Source organism: Streptomyces indicus, assembly GCF_900100315.1.
GTDB lineage: Bacteria > Actinomycetota > Actinomycetes > Streptomycetales > Streptomycetaceae > Streptomyces > Streptomyces indicus.
This window is the reverse complement of the sequence record NZ_FNFF01000002.1, coordinates 609689-632694: the sequence shown is the minus strand read 5'-3', so window position 1 is coordinate 632694 and position 23006 is coordinate 609689. Positions and strand designations below refer to the sequence as shown.

The window sequence follows — 23006 nt, the reverse complement described above, 5'->3', positions numbered from 1 at the left end:
ACGGGCGGATCTTGAGGTTCCCGCGTCCGGCCCGCCCGCGCGGCGGCGCTCCTCAGGTCGCCGTCTCCCACGCCGCCTGCTTCAGGGCCATGCGCGCGGCGGGCGAGGCGCCGCCCGGCGTGGTCCAGAAGGGGTGGGCGGCGATCCGGCGGGACAGCGTCAGGAGACGGCGGCGCAGCAGCGTGTAGTCCCGGCCGGACGCGGTCGCCAGCTGCCGGCAGGTGGCGTACCAGTCGATCTGGGCCTGCAGAAGGTCATCGGGGAAGAGGTGTCCTGTCACATCTCCGATTCCACCACGTGTTCGAATATTTGTGCGAGTCGACGCGCTCCTGGAGTGGCGGGTGGGGCGGGAGCGACCGGTCACCCCCGCAGCAACGCGTTGATCCGGGCGGCCTGCCGCGTCAGGTGGTCGCGCTCCGGGAGGTGGGGGGCCTTGGCCGCGGCCTCCGCGTAGAGGCGGGCCGCGGAGTGCAGGTCGCCGGCGCGTTCGTGCAGATGGGCCGATACGGCGGCGTAGCGGGGCAGGGACGGGTCGAGGTCGGTGAGGGCGGCGAGGCCGGCCTGCGCGCCGTCCGCCTCGCCCACCGCGACGGCCCGGTTGAGGCGGGCCACCGGGCTGGCGGTCAGGCGCACCAGCTCGTCGTACCACTCGACGATCTGCACCCAGTCCGTCTCCTCGGCGCACCGCGCGTCGGCGTGCAGCGCGGCGATCGCTGCCTGCGCCTGGAACTCGCCCAGGCGGTCGCGCGCGAGAGCGGCCTGGAGGATCCCGATGCCCTCGGCGATCATTCGCGTGTCCCAAAGGCCGCGGTCCTGCTCGGCGAGCGGTACGAGCCGGCCGTCGGGCCCGGTGCGCGCCGGGCGGCGTGCGTGGTGCAGGAGCATGAGCGCGAGCAGGCCCGCGACCTCCTCGTGCCGGACCGTCTCCGCCTCCTCGTGCCGTGCCGTCTCGGCGTGCCGGGTCATCCGCGCGAGCTGCCGGGTGAGCCGGATCGCCTCGGCGGCGAGGTCGACGTCGCCGGAGTAGCCCTCGTTGAACACCAGGTAGAGCACGCGCAGCACCGTGGCCACGTCGCCCTGCTGCTCGAACCGGACCCCGGACACGGTCCTCTTCGCCCGGCTGATCCGCTGGGCCATCGTCGCCTCGGGCACCAGGTACGCCTGCGCGATCTGCCGGGTCGTGAGCCCGCCGACCGCGCGCAGCGTGAGCGCGACGGCCGAGGCGGGCGTCAGGGACGTGTGGGCGCACAGGAAGTAGAGCTGCAGCGTGTCGTCCACCGCCCCGCCCGGACCGGGCGACGGCTCCGCCTCGACCAGCTCCTCGCGCCGCCGCCGCGAGCTGTCGGCGCGGGCGGCGTCGAGGAACTTGCGCCAGGCCACCGTGACCAGCCATCCCTTGGGGTCGCGCGGCGGAGCGTCCGGCCAGCCCCGTACGGCCTCCACCAGCGCGTCCTGCACGGCGTCCTCGGCCGCCGCGAAACCGGCCCCGCGGCGGACGAGCACGCCGATGACGGCGGGCACCAGCTCTCTGAGCAGCGCCTCGTTCACAGGACGGCCGTCACTCGGTGACCGTGCACTGCTCGCCGTACAGCGGGCGCAGTTCGAGCCACTCGTGGATCGGCTTGCCGCCCGCGCCGGGCGCCGCGGAGAGTTCGCCGGCCAGCTCGACCGCGCGCTCGTACGACTCGACATCGATGATCATCCAGCCGGCGATCAGGTCCTTGGTCTCGGCGAACGGGCCGTCCGTGACCGGGGGCCGCCCCTCGCCGTCGTAGCGCACGAACGTGCCCTGCGGCGAGAGCGCCTGCTCGTCGACGAACTCGCCGGTCTCCACGAGGCGGTCGGCGAAGGCGCGCATGTACTGGATGTGCGCGGTCACCTCCTCGGGCGCCCACTGGTCCATCGGTACGTCGTTGACCGCGGCGGGGGCGCCTCGGTAGTGCTTCAGGAGCAGGTACTTGGCCATGGTGGTCTCCTCGGTGCGGTACGGCCCATTGTGGCCGTGTGCGCCCCTGGGACGGAGCCGCGCGCGGGTTCTCGACATCCCTCCGCCGAGAACTTCGGGCGTCCCTCCACCAGGGGCTCCGAGCGCCCCGTTCCAGGCCTGGCCACGCCCCTCACCCGGGAATACCTTGGAGACATGGCCAGACGAGATGAGCGCACCGCGGCCGCTCGCGCGCTCGGCGAGACGGGCCGGATCGGAGCACACAGGGACGGTGACATCTGCCCGCTCTGCAAGCAGCCGGTGGACACCGTGGTCAAGCCCCGCAAGGTGCTCGGCGCCTTCGTGCCCAGCTACTCGGCGGGACCCTGCCACAACCCGCGCTGCTCGGCCTGCGTGGAGGAGCAGCCGTAGAGAGAATCCTGGAGAAAAAGAGAAAAGAACGCGGGCGGCTGTCGAGAAGAGGCCGCCCGCTCCGACGTCTCCTGTGCAAGCCGCCACGGACGGTGGCGGCCCGGACAAGGAGTGGACCATGAAGTACCTCGTGATGATCCAGGGTTCGAAGGCCGGCTACGACGCCCTGAGCGGGCAGGCGAATGAAGAGGGCCCGGCGTGGAGCGAGAAGGACCTGGAGGCGATGTACGCCTTCATGGGCGACCTCAACAACGATCTCGCCGAGTCCGGTGAGCTGGTCGACGCGCAGGGACTGACCTCGCCCGCGCACCAGCGTGCGGTCTCCCGTGGCGCCGACGGCCGGGTGGTGGTCACCGACGGCCCGTTCAGCGAGACCAAGGAGCTGCTCGCCGGCTACTGGGTGCTCGACTGCGAGTCGCTCGAGCGCGTCACCGAGATCGCCGAGCGGATCACCGAATGCCCGCAGCCCGAGGGCGCGCCCCAGCACCCGGTGATCATCCGCCCGATCGGCTCCGGCGGCGGGGACGTCTGAGAACGAGCGGGGCGTGGCACAGGAGTACGCCGTGGAGGACCTGCTGCGCGCGCACGCGCCGCAGGTCCTCGGCGCGCTCGTGCGGCGGTACGGACACTTCGACCTCGCCGAGGACGCCGTACAGGAGGCCCTGCTCGCCGCCGCCGGGCAGTGGCCGCACGAGGGCGTGCCGAACAATCCGCGCGGCTGGCTGATCCGGGTCGCGGCCCGCCGGCTCACCGACCGGCTGCGCAGCGAGCAGGCGCGGGCCCGCCGCGAGGAGGAGGCCGCGCGGCTCGCGCCCGCCGACTCCTGGACCGCGCCCGCGCCAGGCGAGTCGCGCGCGCCGTCCGAGGACGACACCCTCACGCTGCTCTTCCTGTGCTGCCACCCGCAGTTGACGCCCGCCGCGCAGATCGCGCTCACGCTGCGCGCGGTCGGCGGTCTGACCACGGCGGAGATCGCGCGGGCGCATCTGCTGCCCGAGGCGACCATGGCCCAGCGCATCAGCCGGGCGAAGAAGGCGATACGAGGGGTGCCCTTCCGCAGGCCCGGTCCCGAGGACCACGACCGGCGGCTCGCGGCCGTGCTGCAGATCCTCTACCTCATCTTCAACGAGGGCTATACGGCGACTTCGGGCGCCGCGCTCCACCGCGCCGACCTCGCCCGCGAGGCCATCCGGCTCACCCGCGCGGTGCGCAGACTGCTGCCCGTCGAGGGCGCCGTCACCGGGCTGCTCGCCCTGATGCTGCTCACCGACGCCCGCACCCCGGCCCGCACCGGACCGGACGGCGAGCTGATCCCGCTGGACGAGCAGGACCGCTCGCTCTGGGACCGTGCCGCGATAGGGGAAGGGCTCGAACTGGTCGAGGAGGCGCTCGGGCAAGGGCCCGCCGGGCCGTACCAACTCCAGGCCGCCATCGCCGCGTTGCACGACGAGGCGCCGCGGCCCGAGGACACGGACTGGCCGCAGATCCTCGCCCTCTACGACCTCCTCGTGTGCCAAGCGCCCGAGCCGATGGCCCAGTTGGGACGGGTGGTCGCGGTGGCCATGGTGCGCGGGCCCGAGGCGGGGCTCGCCGAACTGGCCGCGCTGGACGCGGTGTTGGGCGCGCACTACCGCCTCCATGCGGTACGCGCCCACCTCCTGGAGAAGTGCGGCGATACGGCGGGCGCGCGGGCCGCGTACGGCGCGGCGGCCGAGGGGACGCTGAGCGAGCCCGAGCGGCGCTACCTACGCGCCCGGGCCGCCCGGCTGCTGCCCTGACTCCGGGCGCCCTGTCCGCGGGGCTCCGGCCCGGCGTCCTCGCCGGTTCGCCCGTCCGATGTGCCCCGGCGGGCGGCGCACCTCGCCGAGCCAGAGCGCGGGCGCGTGCTGCCGCACGGCCGCCATGATCGGCTCGCGCGCGCCCGCACGGAACGGCAGTTGGTAGTGCACCCGCGGCAGCCCGGGCTCCGGCGGGTCCGTGTCGCGCACGAGCGGCCACAGCGCCGGATCGTCGCGGTCCACTGGACCGTGCGGATACAGCTCCAGGGACCAGAGCGTGGTGCCGCGCCCGAGCCGGCTCCAGTGCACGGCCACCCCGGACAGCGCCTCCCACGGGACCAGCGCGCGAGCCCTGCCGTTGTCCCACCAGAAGCCGCGGGCGTCGAACAGCGCACGGGCGCGGCGCGCCTTGTACGTCGCGACCAGCGCGAGCACGCCGAGCGCGACGAGGCCGAGCATCAGGACCACGCCCACATAGCCGGCGGCGGGCGGCGGCCTGCGCTGCTCGCCGACGATCACGCTCACCGCACCCGCGACCCCGAGCAGCCCCACCGCGATCACCCCGAGCGCAATCGGCACGGTACGGCTCGCGCGATGCGTGGTCCGTACGGCTACGGCGTCCGGAGCGGGGCCCGTCGGCGGACCCGGCGGTGGGTCCGACGGCGGCTGGGGAGGCGGCTCGGGTATCGGCATGGTGCAGGAGTGTAGGGAGGAGTCTCCGGCTACGGGCGGGTTCGAGCGGGCGGCCGCAGCGGCCCGGGGCCGACTTCCGTCCTCACCCGGCGGCCAGCATCCCCCGCACCGAAGCGGCCATCGCCGTCGCGAACCGCTCGCGGGTCTCCTCGTCGACCCGGTCGAGGGAGAGATACGGATTCAGGTCCTCCAGCTCGACCAGGAGCAGCGCTCCGTCGGGCGCCCGGCAGGCGTCCACGCGCTGGATGCCGAACGCCAGGCCGTTCCACGCGACGAAGCGGCGCGCGAACTCCAGGTCGGCGGCGGTGGGTTCGTAGGGGACGAGCTCCCAGCGCCGCTCCGGGTCGGGCGCGTACAGCGCGTACTGGAAGGCGTCGTCGACGAAGTAGAAGGAGACCTCGTAGCGGAACGGGATCTTCGGCTGGACCAGGATCCCTTCCTCGTACGGGAGGTCCGCGAGCTCGCCCGGCGCGACCGTGCGCAGCCCGAGCGAGTCCGCGCCCAGCTTCGGCTTGACGATGTACGCCTCGGCCTCCGGGAGCCGCCGGAGGTCCTCGGCGCGGTCCACCGTGGGGATCACGGGCAGGCCCTCGTCGAAGAGTGTGAGCAGGTAGCCCTTGCCGGCCATGTCGCCCCGGCCGTCCGGGGTGTTGTAGACCGGGACGCCGCTGATGCGGCTCGCGTGCCGGAACGCCTCGTACTCCTCCTGGTAGCCGAGCACCGGCCCGCTGTTGCGCACGACGGCCGCGTCGAACCCCTCCAACAGGGCGGCGGCGTCGCGCGGGTGGCACAGCGCGAGGGCGAAGTGCTCGCGCAGGCGGGCGGTCAGGGCTATGTCCTCGTCGCAGTAGCGCCGCCCCTTCGCCGGGTAGGCGAGGTCGGTGACGTAGAGGACGCGGGGCTTGGATTCGGGCATGCGGAGCTCCAGGCGGGGGTGACGCGAGGGGGAGTTGATGACGGATTCAACCTACTTGGCTCCCGTCCCCGCCGGTCCCCCCACCAGCCCCGCCTCGTACGCCATGATCACCAGCTGCACCCGGTCCCGGGCGCCCAGCTTCGCGAGGATCCGGGTCACATAGGTCTTCGCGGTCGCCACGCTGATGTGCAGCCGGCCGGCGATCTCCGTGTTGGTCAGACCCGAGCCGATCAGGGTCAGGACCTCGCGCTCGCGCTCCGTGATGCCGCTCAACTCCCGTACCTTCTCGGTCTGTTGACTCGGCTGCGCGGAGGCGAAGTCCTTGATCAGGCGGCGGGTGACGGCGGGGGCGAGCAGGCCGTCACCGGCCGCCACCACCCTGACCGCGTCGAGGATCTGCTCCAGCGCCATGTCCTTGACGAGGAACCCGGCCGCGCCGGCCCGCAGCGCCCCGTACACGTATGCGTCGTCGTCGAAGGTCGTCAGGACGATGATCTGCGCGCCGGACGGGCCCGCCACGATCTGCCGGGTGGCCTCGATCCCGTCCATTTCCGGCATACGGATGTCCATGACGATTATGTCGGGTGCGGCCTGCTCGGCGAGCCGCACCGCCTCCGCGCCGGTGCCGGCCTCGCCCACCAGCTCCAGGTCCTCCGCCTCCTCGATCACCATCTGAAGGGCGGCCCGCACCAGCGGCTGGTCGTCCACCAGCGCGACCCGGATCATGCCGCCGCCTTCGGCAGGGGCAGCCGGGCCGCGACCCGGAAGCCGCCGCCGGCCCGGGCGCCCGCGCTGAACTCCCCGTCCAGGAGCGCCACCCGCTCCCGCATGCCGGCGATCCCGAAGCCCGGCGTGCCTCCCTCGGGGGAGCCCGCCACGCCGTCAGGCCCCTCGCCCGCCACACCGTCAGGCCCCCCGGCCTCGTCCCGCACCATCTCCTCGCCCGGTCCCTTCCCTCGGTCGGTGATCTCCAGCGTGAGGTCACGCTCCCCGTACTCCACCAGCACCTCGCACGCCTGCGCCCCCGCATGCCGGACGACATTGGTGACCGCTTCCTGCACGATGCGGTACGCGGCCAGATCGACGTCCTGCGGGAGCGGGCGGGGCGGGCCCTGCCGCGTCACCGCGACGCGCACCCCGGCCGCCGTGGTGGCATCGGCGAGACGGTCCAGGCCGGCGAGACCCTGCGGCGGAGCGGCGTCGTCCTCGCGCAGGGTGCCGAGCATCCGCCGCAGCCCCGCGAGGGTCTCGCGCCCCGTCTCCTCGACCGTGCGCATCGCCTCGCCCGCGCGCTCCGGCCGGGTGTGCACGATCCGCGCCGCGGCGCCGGCCTGGAGCGCGATGATGCCGATGCTGTGCGCGACGGTGTCGTGCATCTCCCGTGCGATGCGCAGCCGTTCGGCCGTGACGGCCTGCCGCGCGGCGTGCTCCTGGAGCGCGGCGGCGTGGGCGCGCGTCTGGTGGGTGGCGTCGCCGACGAACCAGGCGACGAGGACGGTGAGGAGGGCGGCGAGCAGCTGGGCGGTGTCGATGTTGGCGTCCATCGCCCGCCGCGCGGCCACGGGGAAGAGCAGCACCGCCAGGGCGAGACCGGCGGCGACGGCACCGGTCCTGCGCGGCTGCCGCAGCGCCACGCAGTACAGCGCGAACGCCGGTGCCAGGAAGGCCACCACGTCGAACTGGGCGGCCTTGCCCAGCGTCGCGGCCGCCCACGCGGAGGCGGTGAGGAACAGGGCGTACCCGATGAGCGGCCGCTCCCGCAGCAGCCTGCTGCCGGCGACGGCCGTGCCCGCGGCCACCGCGAGCAGCGCCCAGCCGAGCAGGCCCGGCGAGAAGGACGGCTGCGCCTGCCCGTTCATCAGGGCTTCGCCGGGCAGCAGGAAGAACTCGTCGAGCAGGGCGAAGGCGTACGCCGCGCCCCACAGGACCACGGCCCAGGTCTCCGGGCGGATGCGTCGGAGCACGGGCGCGCGGTGAGGGTCGCGGTCGGCGGCGGTCGGGGGCATGAGGTGATCGTAAGGAGCGGACCGGCGCGGGTCATCGGCCCCGGGCTGTACACCCTGGGGTGACACCCGGGCCGCGAAGTGTCGACGACGGCTGGACGCCCCGGGGCCCGCGCCCGCGGCACTGTCGTCGCATGATCGAGGCGACAGCACTCACCAAGCGATACGGCACGAAGCCGGCCGTGCGGAACCTGACGTTCACCGTCCACCCCGGCCGCGTCACCGGCTTCCTCGGGCCCAACGGAGCGGGCAAGTCGACCACCCTGCGCATGATCCTCGGCCTGCACTCGCCGACGTTCGGGTCGGTCACCGTGGCCGGCCGCCCCTTCGCCGGCCGGCCGCGCGGGCTGCGGCACGTGGGCGCGCTGCTCGACGCCCATGATGTGCACGGCGGGCGCAGCGCACGGGCCCAGCTGTGGGCGCTGGCCCGCAGCAACCGGATCCCGCGCGGCCGGGTCGACGAGGTGCTCGGCGAGGTCGGGCTCGCGGACGTGGCGGGCCGCCGCATCGGCGGCTACTCGCTGGGCATGAAGCAGCGTCTGGGCATCGCCTCCGCGCTCCTCGGCGATCCGCCCGTGCTGCTCTTCGACGAACCGCTCAACGGCCTCGACCCGGAGGGCGTGAAGTGGGTGCGCGAGCTGTTCCGGCGGCTCGCGGACGAGGGCCGTACGGTCTTCGTCTCCAGCCACCTGATGTCCGAAATGGAGCACACCGCGGACGACTTGATCGTCATCGGCCGGGGCGAGCTGATCGCCGCCGAGCCCCTCGCCGCGTTCGCGGCCCGCGGGACCCGCGGCCATGTGACGGTGCGCTCGCCCGGGGCCGAGGCCCTGGCCGGTCTGCTGACCGCGGCCGGCGCGGCCGTGACCTCGTACGGCGAAAGGCTGGAGATCACCGGCGTCACGGCGCCCGAGATCGCCCGCATCGCCCTCGACCACCGCATCCTGCTGCACTACCTGTCCACGGAGAACGCCTCGCTGGAGCGCGCGTTCATGGAGCTCACGGCGGACAGCGTCGAATACGGCGCGCGGGGGGCGGGCGCGGAGCCCGCGCGGCCCGTAGCCGGACCCATAGGGGGCGACGCCCCCGGACCCACCGCGGATGTCACCCCCGGGCCCGCCGTGGCCCCCACCCCGGGACCCGCCCCGGAAGACACCCCCGGACTCACCCTGGGAGACGCCCGATGACCACCAGTGCCACCACCGCGACCGCCACCACCGCGACCGCCACCACCGCGACTACCGCCACCCCACCGCCGCCGCACGCCGCGGCCCTGCGCACGGACGAACCCCGCCCCCGCTTCCGGGACTTGGCGGCGGCCGAGTGGATCAAGATCCGCTCCCTGCGCTCCCTGCCGATCGCCTACGGGACCACGGCACTCGCCGTCCTCGCCTTCAACTTGGGTACGGCGTACGACACGTACAGCCACTGGACCGCACGCACCGCGGCCGACCGCGCCCGGTTCGTCGAGGACGGCATCCCGCTCCAGCACGCCTTCAACGCCAACGCCGCGCTCGTCCTGATGCTCGCCCTCGGCGCGATCGGGGCCTTCGCGGTCGTCGGCGAGTACAGCACCGGCACCATCCGCACGACGTTCGCGGCGGTCCCGGCGCGCGGCCCGGTCATGGCCGCGAAAGCCGTGGTGCTCGGGGCTCTCACGACGGTCTACGGACTGCTGCTCGCGGCGGCCTCCTTCGCCGGCACCCAGGCGATCCTGGGCGCACGCGATGCTGGCGTCGGCCTCGACCACCCGGGCGCCCTGCGCGTCCTGCTGGCCTCCGCGCTGCTCGCCCCGGTCAGCGCCCTCGCGGGGTTCGCGCTCGGCGCGCTGATCCGGCACACCGCGACGACGATGATCGCTACGGTGACGGTCCTGCTCTTCCTGTCGATCGCCCTCACGGACGGCCGCTACTGGTCGGCACTCCTCGGCCACACCCTCCCGTACCAGGCGTGGCTCCGGCTGGCCGAACCCCGTTACGTACCACCGGAGTTCGGCTGGTCGCAGGGCGGGGCGTGGACCGTGTACGGGGTGTGGGGCGCGGTGGCGGCGGCGGTCGCGGTGCTCGCGGTGCGGCGCAGGGACCAGTGAGCCCAGGGCTTCGGCGAACCGGTGAGCCTGAGGCTCCGGCGAACCGGTTCCGTCAGCCCGGGCCTTGGCGAACCGGTCCGTCAGCGCAGGGCTTTGGCGAACCAATGGTCCGCCCTGCCGTGCCCCACGTACGGCGCCGTCTCCACGTATCCGTTGCGGAGGTAGAGGGTGCGCGCCTCGACCAGCTGCGTGTTGGTCTCGCAGACCATGGTGGTGGCCCCGAGTCTCCTCGCCGCATCCTCCACGGCGAACAGCAGTCCGCGTCCCAGGCCGGCGCCGCGCCCGGCGGGGTGCACGTACATCCGCTTGAGCTCCGCCGTCGCGTGCGCACCGGCCAGCAGGCGCACGCCCACGCAGCCGCGGAAGTCCCGCGCCTCGCCGCGGGCGACGAGGAACTCCCCGGCGGGCGGCGCGAGATCGGCGTGCGGGTCGCGGGCGAGCACGGCCCGCACCTCGGCCTCGCTCACCGGCCGCCCGAGCACCCGCCGCCCCATCTCCTCGACGTACTGCCGCATCACCTCGTCCACTCCGTCGCCGGTGACGGGCTCCGCGCTGATGGTCCAGTTCGGCATGTGGGCCATGGTGGCGGACGGGGCGGGCGGGGTCCATGCCCTTCGCGGGCCTGGTCCACGGCCTGTACGGGGCGGCCGGTGCGGCGGCGGGGGCCGGTGGCCGGGATGCGGGCCAAATGGGTGACGGATACGGTCGAAAGGTCACTCAGCGGACCCCTCGGGGAGCGGGAGGCTTCTCATGCGCAGCCCACGTACGGTCAACGTCCTCGGCGCCACCGTCACCGCGGCGGCCCTGGCCGTGGGCGGCCTGGCGGGGACGGCGGCAGCGGCCGACGACAACGGGGTGGCGAACCTGGAGGCGGAGCAGATCCTGCGCAGGTCGGCGGCGGCCTTCAAGACCGCCGAGTCCGTGCACCTCGAGATCGACGACGAGGCGGCCAGGTCGGGGGCCAGGGAGACCGAGCTCTCGGTCGACCGGCAGGGCAACTGCACCGGCGAGATGAAGCTGCCGGACGACGGCGGCAGCTTCGAGTTCCTGGTGCTCGCCGACCGTACGGCCTGGATCAAGCCGGACGACAAGATGGTGGAGAACCTGCTCGCGGAGCCGAACAGCACAGGCTCCGCCGACCCCTCCGCCTCCGCCGACGCGAAGGACATCGAGGGCAAGTACATCAAGCGCAACCTCAACAGGGCCCCGGAGCTCGAAGGCCTCAAGACCCTGTGCAACCTGGACACCCTCCAGTCCTTGTCCGGCGGCCGGCTCACCGACCCGGTCAAGGGCGAGGAGAGCGAGGTCGACGACACGAAGGTGATCGCGGTCAAGGGCCGGGCCCACGGCCAGGAGCACACCCTCTACGTGGCCGCCGAGGGCCAGCCGTACCCGCTGAAGTCCGAGTCCGCCGATGGAAAGCTCACGGTCGAACTCAGCGAGTTCAACGAGCTGGTGACGGTCACCCCGCCGGAAGCGGACGAGGTCGCCACCCTCTGAACCGCCGCCTCTGAAACGCCGCCCGCGCGCACACGAAAGGGCCCGGCCGGTACCCCGGCCGGGCCCTTCCCTGATGTCCAAGAGTCCGTCGGCCTGCGACGGTGCACCGATCGCAGCCCGTGCCGAACACGGCCCGGATCAGGCCTTCTTGGTCTCCCAGAAGATCTTGTCGATCTGGGCGATGTAGTCCAGCGCCTTCTGGCCGGTCGCCGGGTCGGTCGAGCCCTTCGCGGCCGAGAGGGCCTTGAGGGTGTCGTTCACCAGCTGGTGCAGCTCCGGGTACTTCTCGAAGTGCGGGGGCTTGAAGTAGTCGCTCCACAGCACCGACACGTGGTGCTTGGCGAGCTCGGCGCGCTGCTCCTTGATGACGGTGGCGCGAGCCTGGAAGTGCGGGTCGTCGTTCCCGGCCATCTTCTCCTGGACGGCCTTGACCGACTCCGCCTCGATACGGGCCTGGGCGGGGTCGTACACACCGCAGGGCAGGTCGCAGTGGGCGCTGACCTTCACCTTGGGCGCAAACAGGCGGGAGAGCATGTAGCTGTCCTTCCTCGTGATCGTCTTCTCAGGTGGGACATTACTCCCTGGAGGAGGGACTTTCGCGGGTGCCCCCGGGTGCTTAGGTCAAAAGTCCAGGGTGGACCTGGGACCCGTGGACGATCCCACTGCACACTGTGAGGTGGGCGGAGAATGGGGTCTCCGCTGCTCGGGAGCGAGCCGGGAGCGTGGGGACCGATGCCGGGAGGTGCCTGATGCAGGAGTCGGTGCGACGGGGGGAGCGCAGAGTGCCGTTCGGGACCGCCGAGGTGCACGGTCCGTCCATGGTGCCCACGCTGCACCACGGCGACCAGCTGCTGATCCGGTACGGGGTGCGGATCCGGCCCGGTGACGTGATCGTCCTGCGCCACCCGTTCCAGCAGGACCTGCTGGTGGTCAAGCGCGCCGTCGAGCGGCGCGAGGGCGGCTGGTGGGTGCTCGGGGACAACTCCTTCGCGGGCGGCGACAGCACGGACTACGGGACGGTGCCCGAGGAGCTGGTGCTCGCCAAGGTGCTCGGCCGCTACCGGCCGCGCGCCGAGGGTCAGCGGCTGCCGTTCTGGCTCTTCTCGGCGGTGCGTCCCGTGCTCGCCTCGCGGTCGGTGCGCTCGGCCGCCTCCTCGCGCTTGCGGGCCCGGTAGGCCGCGACATTGGCCCGGGTCGCGCAGCGGTCGGAGCAGTAGCGGCGGGAGCGGTTGGTGGACGTGTCCAGGTACGCGTTGCGGCACGGGGTCGCCTCGCAGAGGCCCAGGCGGTCCACGCCGTGCTCGGTGAGGTGGAAGGCCAGGCCCATGGAGGCGATGGCCGCGTAGCCCGCCGTCGCGTTCGAGGGGTGGTCCGCGAGGTGCATGTGCCACAGCGGGTTGCCCGCGTCGTCGCGGTGGTCGTGCCCGGAGATCTGCGGGCTCACCGGGAATTCGAGCAGCAGTGAGTTGAGCAGGTCGACGGCGAGGGTCTCGTCCCCGCCGTCGGCCGCCTCGAAGACCGCGCGCAGCCGCGCCCGCACCGAGCGGAAGCGCGTGACGTCCGCGTCCGTGGCCCGCCGGGCCGCCGACTGATTCGCGCCGAAGAGCGCGCGCACCGCCTCGACGCTCGTGAGCGTGTCCTTCTCGCGCACCGGCTCCTCGCTGTTGACGAGGCGCACGGCGTAGTCCGAGTAATAGGCCAGTTCCACTTGTAGTCCTTACGGATGCGGTCTATCGTCGTCGTACGGAAGTAATGGGCGGAGCCCTTCACGGGGGCTTACGTACAGGGTATTACGTACGGAGGGGAACCATGACGGACACCAACACGGCACCCGGCACCGCGGGCCTCGGCCACGGCACCGACTGGCGCGCCTGGCAGGACAGCTGGGACCGGCAGCAGCAGTGGTACCTGCCGGACCGCGAGGAGCGGTTCTCGGTCATGCTCGACATGGTGGAGGCCCTGGTCGGTCCGAAGGCGCGGGTGCTGGATCTCGCGTGCGGTACGGGGAGTATTACGGACCGGCTCCTCAAGAGGTTCCCGGAGGCGGAGAGCACCGGGGTCGACCTCGACCCGGCGCTGCTCACCATCGCGGAGGGCACCTTCGCCGGGGACGCGCGGGTCACGTTCGTACGGGCGGACCTGAAGGACCCCGAGTGGGCCTCCCGGCTGCCGTACGACTCCTATGACGCCGTGCTCACCGCGACGGCGCTGCACTGGCTGCACAGCCCCGAACTCGCCGTCCTGTACGGGCAGATCGCGGGGCTGGTGCGTGAGGGCGGGGTGTTCATGAACGCCGACCACATGCCCGATCCGGCCACCCCGCGCATCAACGCGGCGGAGAGCGCGTACCGCAATGCGCGGGCGGCGCGGGCGAAGGCGGAAGGCGTCCTGGACTGGAAGGAATGGTGGCAGCTCGCCGCCGCCGACCCGGTCCTGGCGGGCCCGACCGCCGAGCGCTTCGAGATCTACGGCGACCACGCGGACGGGGACATGCCCTCGGCGGAGTGGCACGCGACCACGCTCAAGGACATGGGCTTCGGAGAGTCCCGGGTGGTGTGGGCTTCGCCGGCGGACTCGGTGGTGCTGGCGCTGAAGTAGGGCGCTCGGACCCAGCTCCTGCCGCGGGTGTGGGTGCGGCGGATCAGTGCATGCCTGTGCGCATGCCCGTGCTTCCCGCACCTACAGGGGTGCAGGGGGCGGAGCCCCCGCGAGCTGCGGGTGCGTGGGCCTGCGCCTGCGGTGGGTGGATTTCCCCTACCCGCCCCTTCCCGAAACCGGGGGCTCCGCCCCCGGACCCCCGCATCCGAACTCCGTTCGGATCGCCTCAAACGCCGGCGGGGCTGGATGGGGCTGGATGAGCAGCAAGCGGCAGGGGCGGTACGGGAACTCCCACCGTACCGCCCCTGCCGCTTCGTGAAGAGCTACAGCACCTTCGAGAGGAACGACTGCGTCCGCTCGTGCTGCGGGTTCGTCAGGACGTCGCGCGGGTGGCCCGACTCGACGACGACGCCCTCGTCCATGAAGACCAGCGAATCGCCGACCTCGCGGGCGAAGCCCATCTCGTGGGTGACGACGATCATCGTCATGCCGTCCTCGGCGAGGCCGCGCATGACGTCGAGGACGTCACCGACCAGCTCCGGGTCGAGCGCCGAGGTGGGCTCGTCGAAGAGCATCAGCTTCGGCTCCATCGCGAGCGCACGCGCGATCGCCACACGCTGCTGCTGGCCGCCGGAGAGCTGCGACGGGTAGTTCCCGGCCTTGTCGGCCAGGCCCACGCGGTCGAGCAGCCGCTGCGCGCGCTCGCGCGCCACGGCCTTCGACTCGCCCTTGACCTGGACCGGCGCCTCCATGACGTTCTCGAGCGCCGTCATGTGCGGGAACAGGTTGAAGCGCTGGAAGACCATGCCGATGTCCCGGCGCTTCAGGGCGACTTCGCTGTCCTTGAGCTCGTACAGCTTCCCGTTCTTCTCGCGGTAGCCCACCAGGTCGCCATCGACCGAGAGCCGGCCGCCGGTGATCTTCTCCAGGTGGTTGATGCACCGCAGGAAGGTCGACTTGCCCGAGCCGGAGGGGCCGATCAGGCAGAAGACCTCGCGGGGAGCCACTTCGAGGTCGATGCCCTTGAGCACCTCGACGTTGCCGAACGACTTGTGGACGTTCTCGGCCTTGACCATGGCGGTCATCGGAGACCTCCCGACAGGTTGCGCGACGGGATGACAGCGGCCTTCAGGCGCTGCATCGGCGTCGGCGGGAGCGTGCGGGTGGAGCCCTTGGCGTAGAAGCGCTCCACGTAGTACTGGCCCACCGACAGGATCGAGGTCATGACCAGGTACCAGGCGGCGGCGAGGAAGTACATCTCCACCGTGGCCGTGGACCGTTCACCGATCTGCTGGGTGACCCGGAACAGGTCGAGGTACTGCACCGCCGAGACCAGCGAGGTGGTCTTCAGCATGTTGATGACCTCGTTGCCCGTCGGCGGCACGATCACCCGCATCGACTGCGGGATCACGATGCGGCGCAGGGTCTTGGAGTGGCTCATGCCGAGCGCGTGCGCCGCCTCGGTCTGGCCCTCGTCCACCGAGAGCAGACCGGCGCGGCAGATCTCCGCCATGTACGCGGCCTCGTTGAGGCCCAGACCCAGGAGCGCCGTCAGCATCGGCGTCATGAAGTCCGACCACTGGTCCTTGTAGAACGGACCGAGGTTGATGTACTCGAAGACCAGGCCGAGGTTGAACCAGACGAAGAGCTGGACCAGGACCGGGGTGCCGCGGAAGAACCAGATGTAGAACCAGGCGATCCCGCTGGTGACCGGGTTCTTCGACAGGCGCATCACGGCGAGGACGATGCCGAGGACCACGCCGATGAGCATCGCGAGGACCGTCAGCTTCATCGTCTCGACGACACCGTCGAGGATGCGCTCGTTGAAGAAGTAGTCGGGAATCGTGGCCCAGTTGATCTTGTCCGACTGGGCGAATGCGTAGACGATCGCGACGAGCAGGCCGAGCGCGATCAGGGCCGAGACGTAGCGCAGCGGGTGGCGGACCGGGATGGCCTTGATGACCTCCGGTCCGCCGCCGCGGGCGCCGCCCGGGCCGTCCGTCTTGTTGACGTCAACAGTCACGGGTGTTGCCTTTCAACCAGCGTGGGCCGGGAGCCGGTTACTTGCCGCCGTTGACGGTGACTTCCTTGACGGCGCCGTCCTCGACGCCCCACTTCGAGATGATCTTGTCGTACTCGCCGCTCTTGATGATCGCCTCGAGCGCGGCCTTGAGGGCGTCGCGCAGCTGGTCGTTGCCCTTGGCGACGGCGATGCCGTACGGGCCGGCCTCGACCTGGTCGCCGACGATCTCGAAGTTCTTGCCGCCGCCCGAGTTCTTCACGGAGTACGCCGCGATCGGGAAGTCCGCGGAGACGACGTCGGCGCCGCCGCCGCGCATACGGGTCTCGGCCTCCGGGTTGGTCGGGAAGTCCTCGACCTTGAGGGCCGGCTTGCCGTCGTCCTTGCACTTCTTGGCCTGGTCGTTGGCCAGGTCGAGGGAGAAGGTGGCCTGCTGGACGGCGATGGTCTTGCCGCACAGGTCGTCCCAGGTCTTGATGCCCTGGGTCTCGCCCTTGTTGGTGTAGAGCGAGACACCGGCGACGAAGTAGTCGACGAAGTCGACACCCTTGCCGACCTTCTTGCCCGTGTCGCCGTCGATGCCGTTCTGGCGGTCCTTGGTGTCGGTCATGGCCGACATGGCGATGTCGTAGCGACCGCCGCCGAGACCGCCGATGAGGTCGGCGAACTTGCCGTTCTGGAACTTGAACTCGACGCCGAGCTGCTTGCCCATGGCCGCCGCGATGTCGGGGTCGATACCCACCGTCTTGCCGGACTCGTCCACGTACTCCACGGGGGCGTACGCGATGTCCGAACCGACGTTGATGACGCCCTTGTCCTGGATCTCCTTGGGCAGCTTCGAGAACAGCGGCGCCGAGCTCTTCTTGCCGCCGTCCTTCGTGGCGTCGCTGCCGCTGTCGCTGTCCTTGGTCTGGTCGCCGCATCCGGTCAGGATCAGGGCGCCGGCGACCGCGATGGCGCCGACCGCGGCTATCCGGGACTTGGCGGTCGTGCGACGAATGGTGCTTGCGGTCATGGGGGTCCTCCGGCAGATGCGTGCTGTGCGTGCTGATGAGGGAGAGATGCAGGCGGTCGCGTACACGGCTTCGGGTCCCGCGACCTTGTGTGATTACGGCATCTTGCCATTCGGACCGGAAGATTCAGGGTGCCCCCCATGTCAAAATCGGATAACGGGTGCGAGCGGGGCCGTCGAGCCCCGGAATTCCGGGGTGAGCGTCCGCTCAGCGAACGGTCGCCAACCGGCCCATATCGGCCCCATCTCGCCATACGGACAGGGTTGTTGAACTTTTCGCCCGACTCCGGACATTTGACGTAGCTTGATCCACAGGTTGAGGCGAATCTCTCTCGTGGAGAGCCACGTTCATCCTGTACAAAAGAGCGTTACACCCCTCATCCGGGGACCAGGGCGCGTGTGCGGCGCGCCCGCGCGCGGACAGCTCCCAGTGCATGGGAGGCCCATCGCCCAACGGCGAGGCGTTCGCGCGGTGCCCGCCCACTCCCGAACAGGGAGTGGCAACCCTCAACGATTGAACCTTTAAGGGGTCAGACAAAGTGGCAGCGGAGATCGTCAATCCTCGCAGCGACGCCGGGACGCACGGGGCCGACGAGCCCTTCGACCCGGCCTTCGCGCTGCACCGCGGCGGCAAGATGGCTGTTCAGGCCACGGTGCCGGTCCGTGACAAGGACGACCTGTCCCTCGCGTACACACCTGGTGTCGCCAAGGTGTGCAGCGCCATCGCCGAGCAGCCGGAGCTCGTCCACGACTACACGTGGACCTCGAACGTGGTGGCGGTCGTCACCGACGGCACGGCTGTGCTCGGACTCGGCGACATCGGTCCTTCCGCCTCGCTCCCCGTGATGGAGGGCAAGGCGATCCTGTTCAAGCAGTTCGGCGGCGTGGACGCCGTGCCGCTCGCGCTCGACACCACCTCGGTGGACGAGATCGTCGAGACGGTCAAGCGCCTCGCCCCGTCCTTCGGCGGTGTCAACCTCGAGGACATCTCGGCGCCGCGCTGCTTCGAGATCGAGAAGCGGCTCCAGGAGGAGCTGGACATCCCGGTCTTCCACGACGACCAGCACGGCACCGCGATCGTCACCCTGGCGGCGCTCCGTAACGCCGCGAAGCTCACGAACCGGACGCTCGGCGACCTGCGCGCCGTGATCTCCGGCGCCGGCGCCGCGGGTGTGGCCATCGCCAAGTTCCTCCTCGAGGCCGGCATCGGCGACGTCTCCGTGGCCGACCGCAAGGGCATCGTCAGCCGCGACCGCGACGACCTCACGCCGGTCAAGCGCGAGCTGGCCGAGCTGACCAACAAGGCGAACCTCTCCGGCTCCCTGGAGTCCGCCCTGGCCGGAGCCGACGTCTTCATCGGCGTCTCCGGCGGTACGGTCCCGGAGCCGGCGGTCGCCTCCATGGCCCCGGACTCCTTCGTGTTCGCCATGGCCAACCCGAACCCCGAGGTGCACCCCGACGTCGCGCACAAGTACGCGGCGGTCGTGGCCACCGGCCGTTCGGACTTCCCGAACCAGATCAACAATGTGCTCGCGTTCCCCGGCATCTTCGCCGGCGCGCTCCAGGTGCGTGCCTCGCGCATCACCGAGGGCATGAAGATCGCCGCGGCTGACGCGCTCGCCGGGGTGGTCGGGGACGACCTGTCCGCGGAGTACGTGATCCCGTCGCCGTTCGACGAGCGGGTCGCTCCGGCGGTCACCGCCGCGGTGGCCGCTGCGGCGCGTGCGGAGGGTGTGGCCCGCCGCTGAGCCGGGTTTCTGCAGGAGGGTCCCGTCCGTTGTGGGCGGGGCCCTTTTGCTTTCAGGGCCGCAGGGGCTGAGAGTCGCCTCAGGCCGAGGTGGTGCGGGGTGTCACACCCGGCGACGGTTCCGTGACGTACAGGGGCACCAATATCGTCACCCCCATGTTCGCTGCATACGCCGCACGTATCGACCGTGATCAGCCGCTCAACGGGCTCGAGTTGGGGGAGCGGCCCGCGCCCGTCGTCCGCGAGGGCTGGTCCACCATCGACGTCAAGGCCGCCTCCCTCAACCACCACGACCTGTGGTCCCTGCGGGGCGTGGGCCTCGGCGAGGACAAGCTCCCGATGATCCTCGGCTGCGACGCGGCCGGCGTCGACGAGGACGGCAACGAGGTCGTCCTGCATTCGGTGATCGGCCAGTCCGGGCACGGGGTAGGCCCGAAGGAGCCCCGCTCCATCCTCACCGAGCGCTACCAGGGCACCTTCGCCGAGCAGGTCTCCGTGCCCACCTGGAACGTCCTGCCCAAGCCCAAGGAGCTCAGCTTCGCCGAGGCCGCCTGTCTGCCCACCGCCTGGCTCACCGCGTACCGGATGCTCTTCACCAACGCCGGTGTGCGGCCCGGGGATTCGGTGCTCGTGCAGGGCGCGGGCGGCGGTGTCGCGACCGCGGCGATCGTACTCGGCAAGGCGGCCGGTCTCCGCGTCTTCGCGACCAGCCGGGACGAGGCCAAGCGCAAGCGCGCCATCGAGCTGGGCGCGGTCGAGGCGGTCGAGCCGGGCGCGCGGCTGCCCCAGCGCGTGGACGCCGTGATCGAGACGGTCGGCGCCGCCACCTGGTCGCACTCCGTCAAGTCCCTGCGCCCGGGCGGCACGTTGGTGATCTCGGGCGCCACGAGCGGCGACCGCCCCTCGCACGCCGAGCTCACCCGCGTCTTCTTCCTGGAGCTGAAGATCGTCGGCTCGACGATGGGCTCCAAGGACGAGCTGGAGGACCTGCTCTCGTTCTGCGCCGCGACCGGTGTCCGTCCGGTCATCGACGAGGAACTGCCCCTCGACCGCGCCCGCGAGGGCTTCGCTCGGATGGAGTCGGGCGAGCTGTTCGGGAAGATCGTGCTGACAGTCTGACCGGCGGTCCGACGGCCGTACGTCTCAACTCCTGTCCCTTCCGGCCCGGTTGGCCGCCCGCTAGCGATGCAGGGCGATCAGCCGGGCCAGATGCCTGCCCGCGATCTCCAGCGGCTCCACGCTGCGCGACACCTGGGACGCGAGCTCCGCGCCCTCCAGGGTGCTGATCACCGTGTGCGCGAGCGCGTGCGCGTCCTCCTCGGCGATCCCCGAGGCGCGCAGCTTGTCGTGGACGAGGCCGCGCCAGCGCGCGAAGGCCGCGGCGGCCGCCTCCTGGATGTCCGGGACGCGGCCCGCGGTGCCGAGCGAGGTCGTGGTGATCGGGCAGCCGTCGATCCAGTCGGATGCGCGCAGCCCCGCCGCGATGGACGCGCTCAGGGCGAGGACCGCGGCCGCCGGGTCCTCCTCGCTGTCGAGCGCGGCGCTCAGCTCGTGCACGAACTCCTCGTCCCCGTGCCGGATCGCGGCCACCGCGAGCTCCTGCTTCCCGCCCGGGAAGAAGTGGTACACCGAGCCCAGCGTGGCCTCGGCCTCCTGGGAGATCTGCTTGATCCCCGTGCCGTCGTAGCCCTGGCGCTGCATCAGCCGCGAGGCGGTGCGCACGATCCGTGTGCGGGTGTCGGGGCCGCCCGCCGCCTTCTCCTTCGTCTTCACGCAGGCGAGCTTACCGAATAGAGCGTTCATTCCAGAACCTGTGCTACGGTCGTCCTCGTTCTGGATAGAGCGTTCGTTCTAGCTGACGCCGAGTTGAGATGGGGAGACGTCATGGGTGAGTCGACGAGCAAGATGGGCGGGAACGGCGCGGACGGGTCGGCCGCCAAGCAGCCGGTGACCGTGATCGGGCTCGGTCCGATGGGGCGGGCCATCTCGGCCGCCCTCCTGGAGCGCGGGCACCGGGTGACCGTGTGGAACCGGACCGCGAGCCGTGCCGACGAGCTGGTCGCGAAGGGGGCGGCGCGGGCCGCGAGCCCCGAAGAGGCGCTGGCGGCAAGCGAGTTGGTGCTCGTGGTGCTCACGGACTACGCGGCCATGCACCAGATCCTGGGGCCGGTGGCGGACTCCCTGGCGGGCAAGGTCGTCGCCAACTTCAGCTCCGACACCCCCGAGCGCACCCGCGCGGGCGCGGCCTGGGCCGAGTCGCACGGGGCGCGCTATGTGGCCGGCGGGCTCGGTGTCTCGGCGGTGCAGGTCGGCACGGACGAGGCCTTCGTGTACTTCGCGGGGCCCAAGGACGTGGTGGAGGAGCACCGCGAGGTGTTCGAGGTCATCGGGTCCGTGGACTACCGGGGTGCGGACCACGGTCTCGCGCCGCTCTGGTACCAGCTCCAGCTCGGCCTGTTCTGGAGCAGCCTCACCGCGTATCTGCACACGGTCGCCGTGGCCGGCGCCAACGGCATCAGTCCCGAGGAGCTGCTCCCGTACGCCGTGCAGACCGCCGACTCGGTCGCGGGATTCCTGAAGTTCTATACGCCGCGGCTCCAGGCAGGCAGTCACGAGGGCGACGTGGACCGGCTGTCGATGGGGGTCGCCAGCGTGGAGCACGTGGTGGACACCGCCCGTGACTCGGGGGTCGACGCCGCACTGCCCGAGGCGCTGCTCTCGGTGTTCCGGCGGGGCATGGACGCGGGGCTCGCGGACCGCAGCGTCACCAGTCTGGTGGAGGTCTTCCGGGGGAGCGAGGCGTCTGTCAACCATGGTTGACAGGCGATGGCTGTCAACGTAAGTTGACGGCATGACCGAAGCGACGGATCTCGCCGAGCGGGCGGGCGATCAGGACCCCCGGGTCGGGCTGCGGGCGGTCGCCGCACTGCGGCGGCTGCTCGAACAGCTCGAAGCGGTCCAGGTGCGCGGCGCGCGCAACCAGGGCTGGTCCTGGCAGGAGATCGCCGCCGAGCTCGGCGTGAGCAGGCAGGCCGTGCACAAGAAGTACGGGAGGCAGTGATGTTCGAGCGGTTCACGGACGGCGCCCGCACCGTGGTCAAGGGTGCGGTGGCACATGCGGAACGCGCGCAGGCCGAGGAGATCGAGCCGGCACACCTGCTGCTCGCGCTGCTGGAGTCGCGCGGCACGAAGGCGGCGTTCGCGCTCGACGCGCTGGGGGTGCGGGCGGCGGCGGTGGTCTCCGGGCTCGACGAGGCGCGGCGCCGCGGCGGGCTCTCGGAGGCGGACGCGGAAGCGCTCGCCGGACTCGGGATCAATGTCGGCGCGATCGTCTCGCGGGTCGAAGAGGCCCACGGCGAGGGGGCGTTGATGCACGGCAGGCCGCGCCGGAAGTTCCCGTGGGGCGCGTCCGGGCACCGTCCCTTCACGCGGGACGCGAAGGCGGTGCTCGAACAGTCGCTGCGCGTGGCCCTGGCCCGCAAGGACAAGACCATCGGCGACGAGCACCTGCTGCTCGCGATGACCGCGAGGCCCGGTGTCGTACGGGATGTCCTCGCCGCGTGCGGGGCGACCTTCGACGGGGTCGAGCGGGTGCTCGGGGCGGGCAACGGAGGCGCCGCGAAAGCGGGTTGAGGCCGGGCCGCGCCCAGGACGGGGCGGCCCGGGGCTCAGGCGCCGACGGTGCCGTCCACGCCCTCGCGCAGGAAGTCGGCGTGACCGTTGTGCCGCCCGTATTCGAGCAGGACGTGCACCATCACCATCCGCAGCGAGACCTCCTTGTCCCAGCGTGGCTGGCGGCCGGTGACGTCGAGCGATTCGGCCTCCTTCTCGATCCGGCGCGAGCGCTCCACCTCGGCCTCCCAGGCCCCGAAGGCCTCGGCCCGGGTGGAGCCGCTCGCGTCGTACGCGGCCTGGAAGTCGATCTCGTCGGACCACACCATCGGCGCCTCGTGGTCCTCGAACACCCGGTGGAACCAGGCGCGTTCCACCTCCGCCATGTGCCGGACCAGGCCCAGCAGCGACAGCGTGGAGGGCGGCATCGAGCGCTGCCGCAGCTCCTCGTCCGTGAGCCCTGCGCACTTCATGGCGAGGGTCGCGCGGTGGTAGTCGAGAAAGGCGCGCAGCGTCTCGCGCTCACCGCCGCGCAGGGGCGGTCCGATGCGGGGGTCGGCGGTCATGCGGGGCGTCTCCTCGTGGCTGTGGCTGTGGTGGCGGTGGCGGTGCGGGCTCGGGATGCGGTGGCGTCAGTATCCATGCAGGTCGGGCGGCGTTGTCAGTGGGGCCCGCTAGCTTC

At 71.7% G+C, this 23006-nt stretch carries 28 protein-coding genes; 13 read left to right on the top strand and 15 right to left on the bottom strand.

Annotated elements, in window-relative coordinates:
* Positions 1 to 52: 52 nt before the first annotated feature.
* The 3 genes from BLT97_RS09440 to BLT97_RS09430 form a co-directional block, all read right to left on the bottom strand.
* Complete coding sequence (locus BLT97_RS09440) at positions 53 to 280, bottom strand: hypothetical protein (RefSeq protein WP_093608311.1); 228 nt, start codon at positions 278 to 280, stop codon at positions 53 to 55.
* 80 nt (positions 281 to 360) lie between these two features.
* The gene (locus BLT97_RS09435; RefSeq protein ID WP_093608310.1) at positions 361 to 1548 is read right to left on the bottom strand and encodes an RNA polymerase sigma factor; all 1188 of its coding nucleotides are present in this window, start codon (positions 1546 to 1548) and stop codon (positions 361 to 363) included.
* A gap of 10 nt (positions 1549 to 1558) precedes the next feature.
* Positions 1559 to 1966, bottom strand: a complete 408-nt coding sequence (locus BLT97_RS09430; RefSeq protein ID WP_093608309.1) for a YciI family protein — start codon at positions 1964 to 1966, stop codon at positions 1559 to 1561.
* 174 nt (positions 1967 to 2140) lie between these two features.
* Between BLT97_RS09430 and BLT97_RS09425 the strand changes: the two genes are divergently transcribed.
* The 3 genes from BLT97_RS09425 to BLT97_RS09415 all read left to right on the top strand — a co-directional run bounded on the left by BLT97_RS09425 (position 2141) and on the right by BLT97_RS09415 (position 4134).
* Entirely contained in the window at positions 2141 to 2356 is a 216-nt protein-coding gene (locus BLT97_RS09425) for a hypothetical protein (RefSeq protein WP_093608308.1), read from the top strand.
* 118 nt (positions 2357 to 2474) lie between these two features.
* Positions 2475 to 2888, top strand: coding sequence for a YciI family protein (locus tag BLT97_RS09420; RefSeq protein ID WP_093608307.1), 414 nt, complete (start codon positions 2475 to 2477; stop codon positions 2886 to 2888).
* 13 nt (positions 2889 to 2901) lie between these two features.
* A complete protein-coding gene (locus tag BLT97_RS09415; RefSeq protein WP_093608306.1) occupies positions 2902 to 4134 on the top strand; it encodes an RNA polymerase sigma factor in 1233 nt (410 codons plus the stop codon).
* On the opposite strand, the gene BLT97_RS09410 is transcribed toward BLT97_RS09415, so the two are convergent.
* From BLT97_RS09410 to BLT97_RS09395, 4 genes are all read right to left on the bottom strand, one after another.
* Positions 4102 to 4827, bottom strand: a complete 726-nt coding sequence (locus BLT97_RS09410; RefSeq protein WP_245769222.1) for a hypothetical protein — start codon at positions 4825 to 4827, stop codon at positions 4102 to 4104. The genes BLT97_RS09415 and BLT97_RS09410 overlap by 33 nt on opposite strands.
* An 82-nt stretch (positions 4828 to 4909) precedes the next feature.
* Positions 4910 to 5743, bottom strand: coding sequence for an ATP-grasp domain-containing protein (locus BLT97_RS09405; RefSeq protein WP_093608304.1), 834 nt, complete (start codon positions 5741 to 5743; stop codon positions 4910 to 4912).
* A gap of 51 nt (positions 5744 to 5794) precedes the next feature.
* Positions 5795 to 6469 (bottom strand): response regulator, encoded by a 675-nt coding sequence (locus BLT97_RS09400; RefSeq protein ID WP_093608303.1) that lies wholly within the window; start codon positions 6467 to 6469, stop codon positions 5795 to 5797.
* A complete protein-coding gene (locus BLT97_RS09395) occupies positions 6466 to 7749 on the bottom strand; it encodes a sensor histidine kinase (RefSeq protein WP_093608302.1) in 1284 nt (427 codons plus the stop codon). Before BLT97_RS09395 ends, BLT97_RS09400 begins: the two co-directional genes overlap by 4 nt.
* Positions 7750 to 7880: 131 nt before the next feature.
* Here BLT97_RS09395 and BLT97_RS09390 point away from each other — a divergent pair, with 131 nt between their 5' ends.
* Entirely contained in the window at positions 7881 to 8933 is a 1053-nt protein-coding gene (locus tag BLT97_RS09390) for an ABC transporter ATP-binding protein (protein ID WP_093608301.1), read from the top strand.
* Complete coding sequence (locus tag BLT97_RS09385; protein WP_093608300.1) at positions 8930 to 9835, top strand: ABC transporter permease; 906 nt, start codon at positions 8930 to 8932, stop codon at positions 9833 to 9835. The genes BLT97_RS09390 and BLT97_RS09385 overlap by 4 nt, the downstream gene beginning before the upstream one ends.
* Positions 9836 to 9915: 80 nt before the next feature.
* On the opposite strand, the gene BLT97_RS09380 is transcribed toward BLT97_RS09385, so the two are convergent.
* The gene (locus tag BLT97_RS09380) at positions 9916 to 10407 is read right to left on the bottom strand and encodes a GNAT family N-acetyltransferase (RefSeq protein ID WP_093608299.1); all 492 of its coding nucleotides are present in this window, start codon (positions 10405 to 10407) and stop codon (positions 9916 to 9918) included.
* A 178-nt stretch (positions 10408 to 10585) separates the two neighbouring features.
* Between BLT97_RS09380 and BLT97_RS09375 the strand changes: the two genes are divergently transcribed.
* Positions 10586 to 11335 carry a LolA-like protein gene (locus tag BLT97_RS09375; RefSeq protein ID WP_093608298.1) on the top strand — a complete coding sequence of 250 codons (750 nt, stop codon included), beginning with the start codon at positions 10586 to 10588 and terminating at the stop codon, positions 11333 to 11335.
* Between the two features lie 138 nt (positions 11336 to 11473).
* Here the strand turns inward: BLT97_RS09375 and sodN are convergent, their stop codons facing one another.
* Entirely contained in the window at positions 11474 to 11869 is a 396-nt protein-coding gene (sodN, locus tag BLT97_RS09370; protein ID WP_003992892.1) for a superoxide dismutase, Ni, read from the bottom strand.
* A 215-nt stretch (positions 11870 to 12084) separates the two neighbouring features.
* Between sodN and sodX the strand changes: the two genes are divergently transcribed.
* Positions 12085 to 12510: a nickel-type superoxide dismutase maturation protease gene (gene sodX / locus BLT97_RS09365; RefSeq protein ID WP_093608297.1), complete on the top strand. Its 426-nt coding sequence runs from the start codon at positions 12085 to 12087 to the stop codon at positions 12508 to 12510.
* Here sodX and BLT97_RS09360 read toward each other — a convergent pair.
* Positions 12414 to 13043: a CGNR zinc finger domain-containing protein gene (locus BLT97_RS09360; protein ID WP_093608296.1), complete on the bottom strand. Its 630-nt coding sequence runs from the start codon at positions 13041 to 13043 to the stop codon at positions 12414 to 12416. The two genes, sodX and BLT97_RS09360, sit on opposite strands and share 97 nt — an antisense overlap.
* Positions 13044 to 13144: 101 nt before the next feature.
* Here BLT97_RS09360 and BLT97_RS09355 point away from each other — a divergent pair, with 101 nt between their 5' ends.
* A complete protein-coding gene (locus BLT97_RS09355; protein WP_093608295.1) occupies positions 13145 to 13933 on the top strand; it encodes a class I SAM-dependent methyltransferase in 789 nt (262 codons plus the stop codon).
* 323 nt (positions 13934 to 14256) lie between these two features.
* Here BLT97_RS09355 and BLT97_RS09350 read toward each other — a convergent pair whose 3' ends face one another.
* The 3 genes from BLT97_RS09350 to BLT97_RS09340 are packed head-to-tail and all read right to left on the bottom strand — an operon-like array spanning position 14257 to position 16968.
* Entirely contained in the window at positions 14257 to 15009 is a 753-nt protein-coding gene (locus BLT97_RS09350) for an amino acid ABC transporter ATP-binding protein (protein ID WP_093608373.1), read from the bottom strand.
* 5 nt (positions 15010 to 15014) lie between these two features.
* On the bottom strand, positions 15015 to 15956 hold the full coding sequence (locus BLT97_RS09345) for an amino acid ABC transporter permease (RefSeq protein ID WP_093608294.1): 942 nt from the start codon (positions 15954 to 15956) through the stop codon (positions 15015 to 15017).
* Between the two features lie 37 nt (positions 15957 to 15993).
* Entirely contained in the window at positions 15994 to 16968 is a 975-nt protein-coding gene (locus tag BLT97_RS09340; RefSeq protein ID WP_093608293.1) for an ABC transporter substrate-binding protein, read from the bottom strand.
* A 536-nt stretch (positions 16969 to 17504) separates the two neighbouring features.
* Here BLT97_RS09340 and BLT97_RS09335 point away from each other — a divergent pair.
* Together BLT97_RS09335 and BLT97_RS09330 are read left to right on the top strand one after the other, a co-directional pair.
* Positions 17505 to 18713 carry an NAD(P)-dependent malic enzyme gene (locus BLT97_RS09335; protein WP_093608292.1) on the top strand — a complete coding sequence of 403 codons (1209 nt, stop codon included), beginning with the start codon at positions 17505 to 17507 and terminating at the stop codon, positions 18711 to 18713.
* Between the two features lie 155 nt (positions 18714 to 18868).
* Positions 18869 to 19831 carry a zinc-binding dehydrogenase gene (locus BLT97_RS09330; protein WP_093608372.1) on the top strand — a complete coding sequence of 321 codons (963 nt, stop codon included), beginning with the start codon at positions 18869 to 18871 and terminating at the stop codon, positions 19829 to 19831.
* A gap of 60 nt (positions 19832 to 19891) precedes the next feature.
* Here the strand turns inward: BLT97_RS09330 and BLT97_RS09325 are convergent, their stop codons facing one another.
* Entirely contained in the window at positions 19892 to 20485 is a 594-nt protein-coding gene (locus BLT97_RS09325; RefSeq protein ID WP_281251120.1) for a TetR/AcrR family transcriptional regulator, read from the bottom strand.
* Positions 20486 to 20545: 60 nt separating this feature from the next.
* Between BLT97_RS09325 and BLT97_RS09320 the strand changes: the two genes are divergently transcribed.
* The 3 genes from BLT97_RS09320 to BLT97_RS09310 are packed head-to-tail and all read left to right on the top strand — an operon-like array spanning position 20546 to position 22345.
* Complete coding sequence (locus tag BLT97_RS09320) at positions 20546 to 21532, top strand: NAD(P)-dependent oxidoreductase (RefSeq protein WP_107407001.1); 987 nt, start codon at positions 20546 to 20548, stop codon at positions 21530 to 21532.
* Positions 21533 to 21563: 31 nt separating this feature from the next.
* Positions 21564 to 21773 carry a helix-turn-helix domain-containing protein gene (locus BLT97_RS09315; RefSeq protein WP_093608290.1) on the top strand — a complete coding sequence of 70 codons (210 nt, stop codon included), beginning with the start codon at positions 21564 to 21566 and terminating at the stop codon, positions 21771 to 21773.
* Positions 21773 to 22345 (top strand): Clp protease N-terminal domain-containing protein, encoded by a 573-nt coding sequence (locus BLT97_RS09310; RefSeq protein WP_093608289.1) that lies wholly within the window; start codon positions 21773 to 21775, stop codon positions 22343 to 22345. Before BLT97_RS09315 ends, BLT97_RS09310 begins: the two co-directional genes overlap by 1 nt.
* A 35-nt stretch (positions 22346 to 22380) precedes the next feature.
* Here the strand turns inward: BLT97_RS09310 and BLT97_RS09305 are convergent, their stop codons facing one another.
* Positions 22381 to 22890 carry a DinB family protein gene (locus BLT97_RS09305; RefSeq protein WP_093608288.1) on the bottom strand — a complete coding sequence of 170 codons (510 nt, stop codon included), beginning with the start codon at positions 22888 to 22890 and terminating at the stop codon, positions 22381 to 22383.
* Between the last annotated feature and the right edge of the window lie 116 nt (positions 22891 to 23006).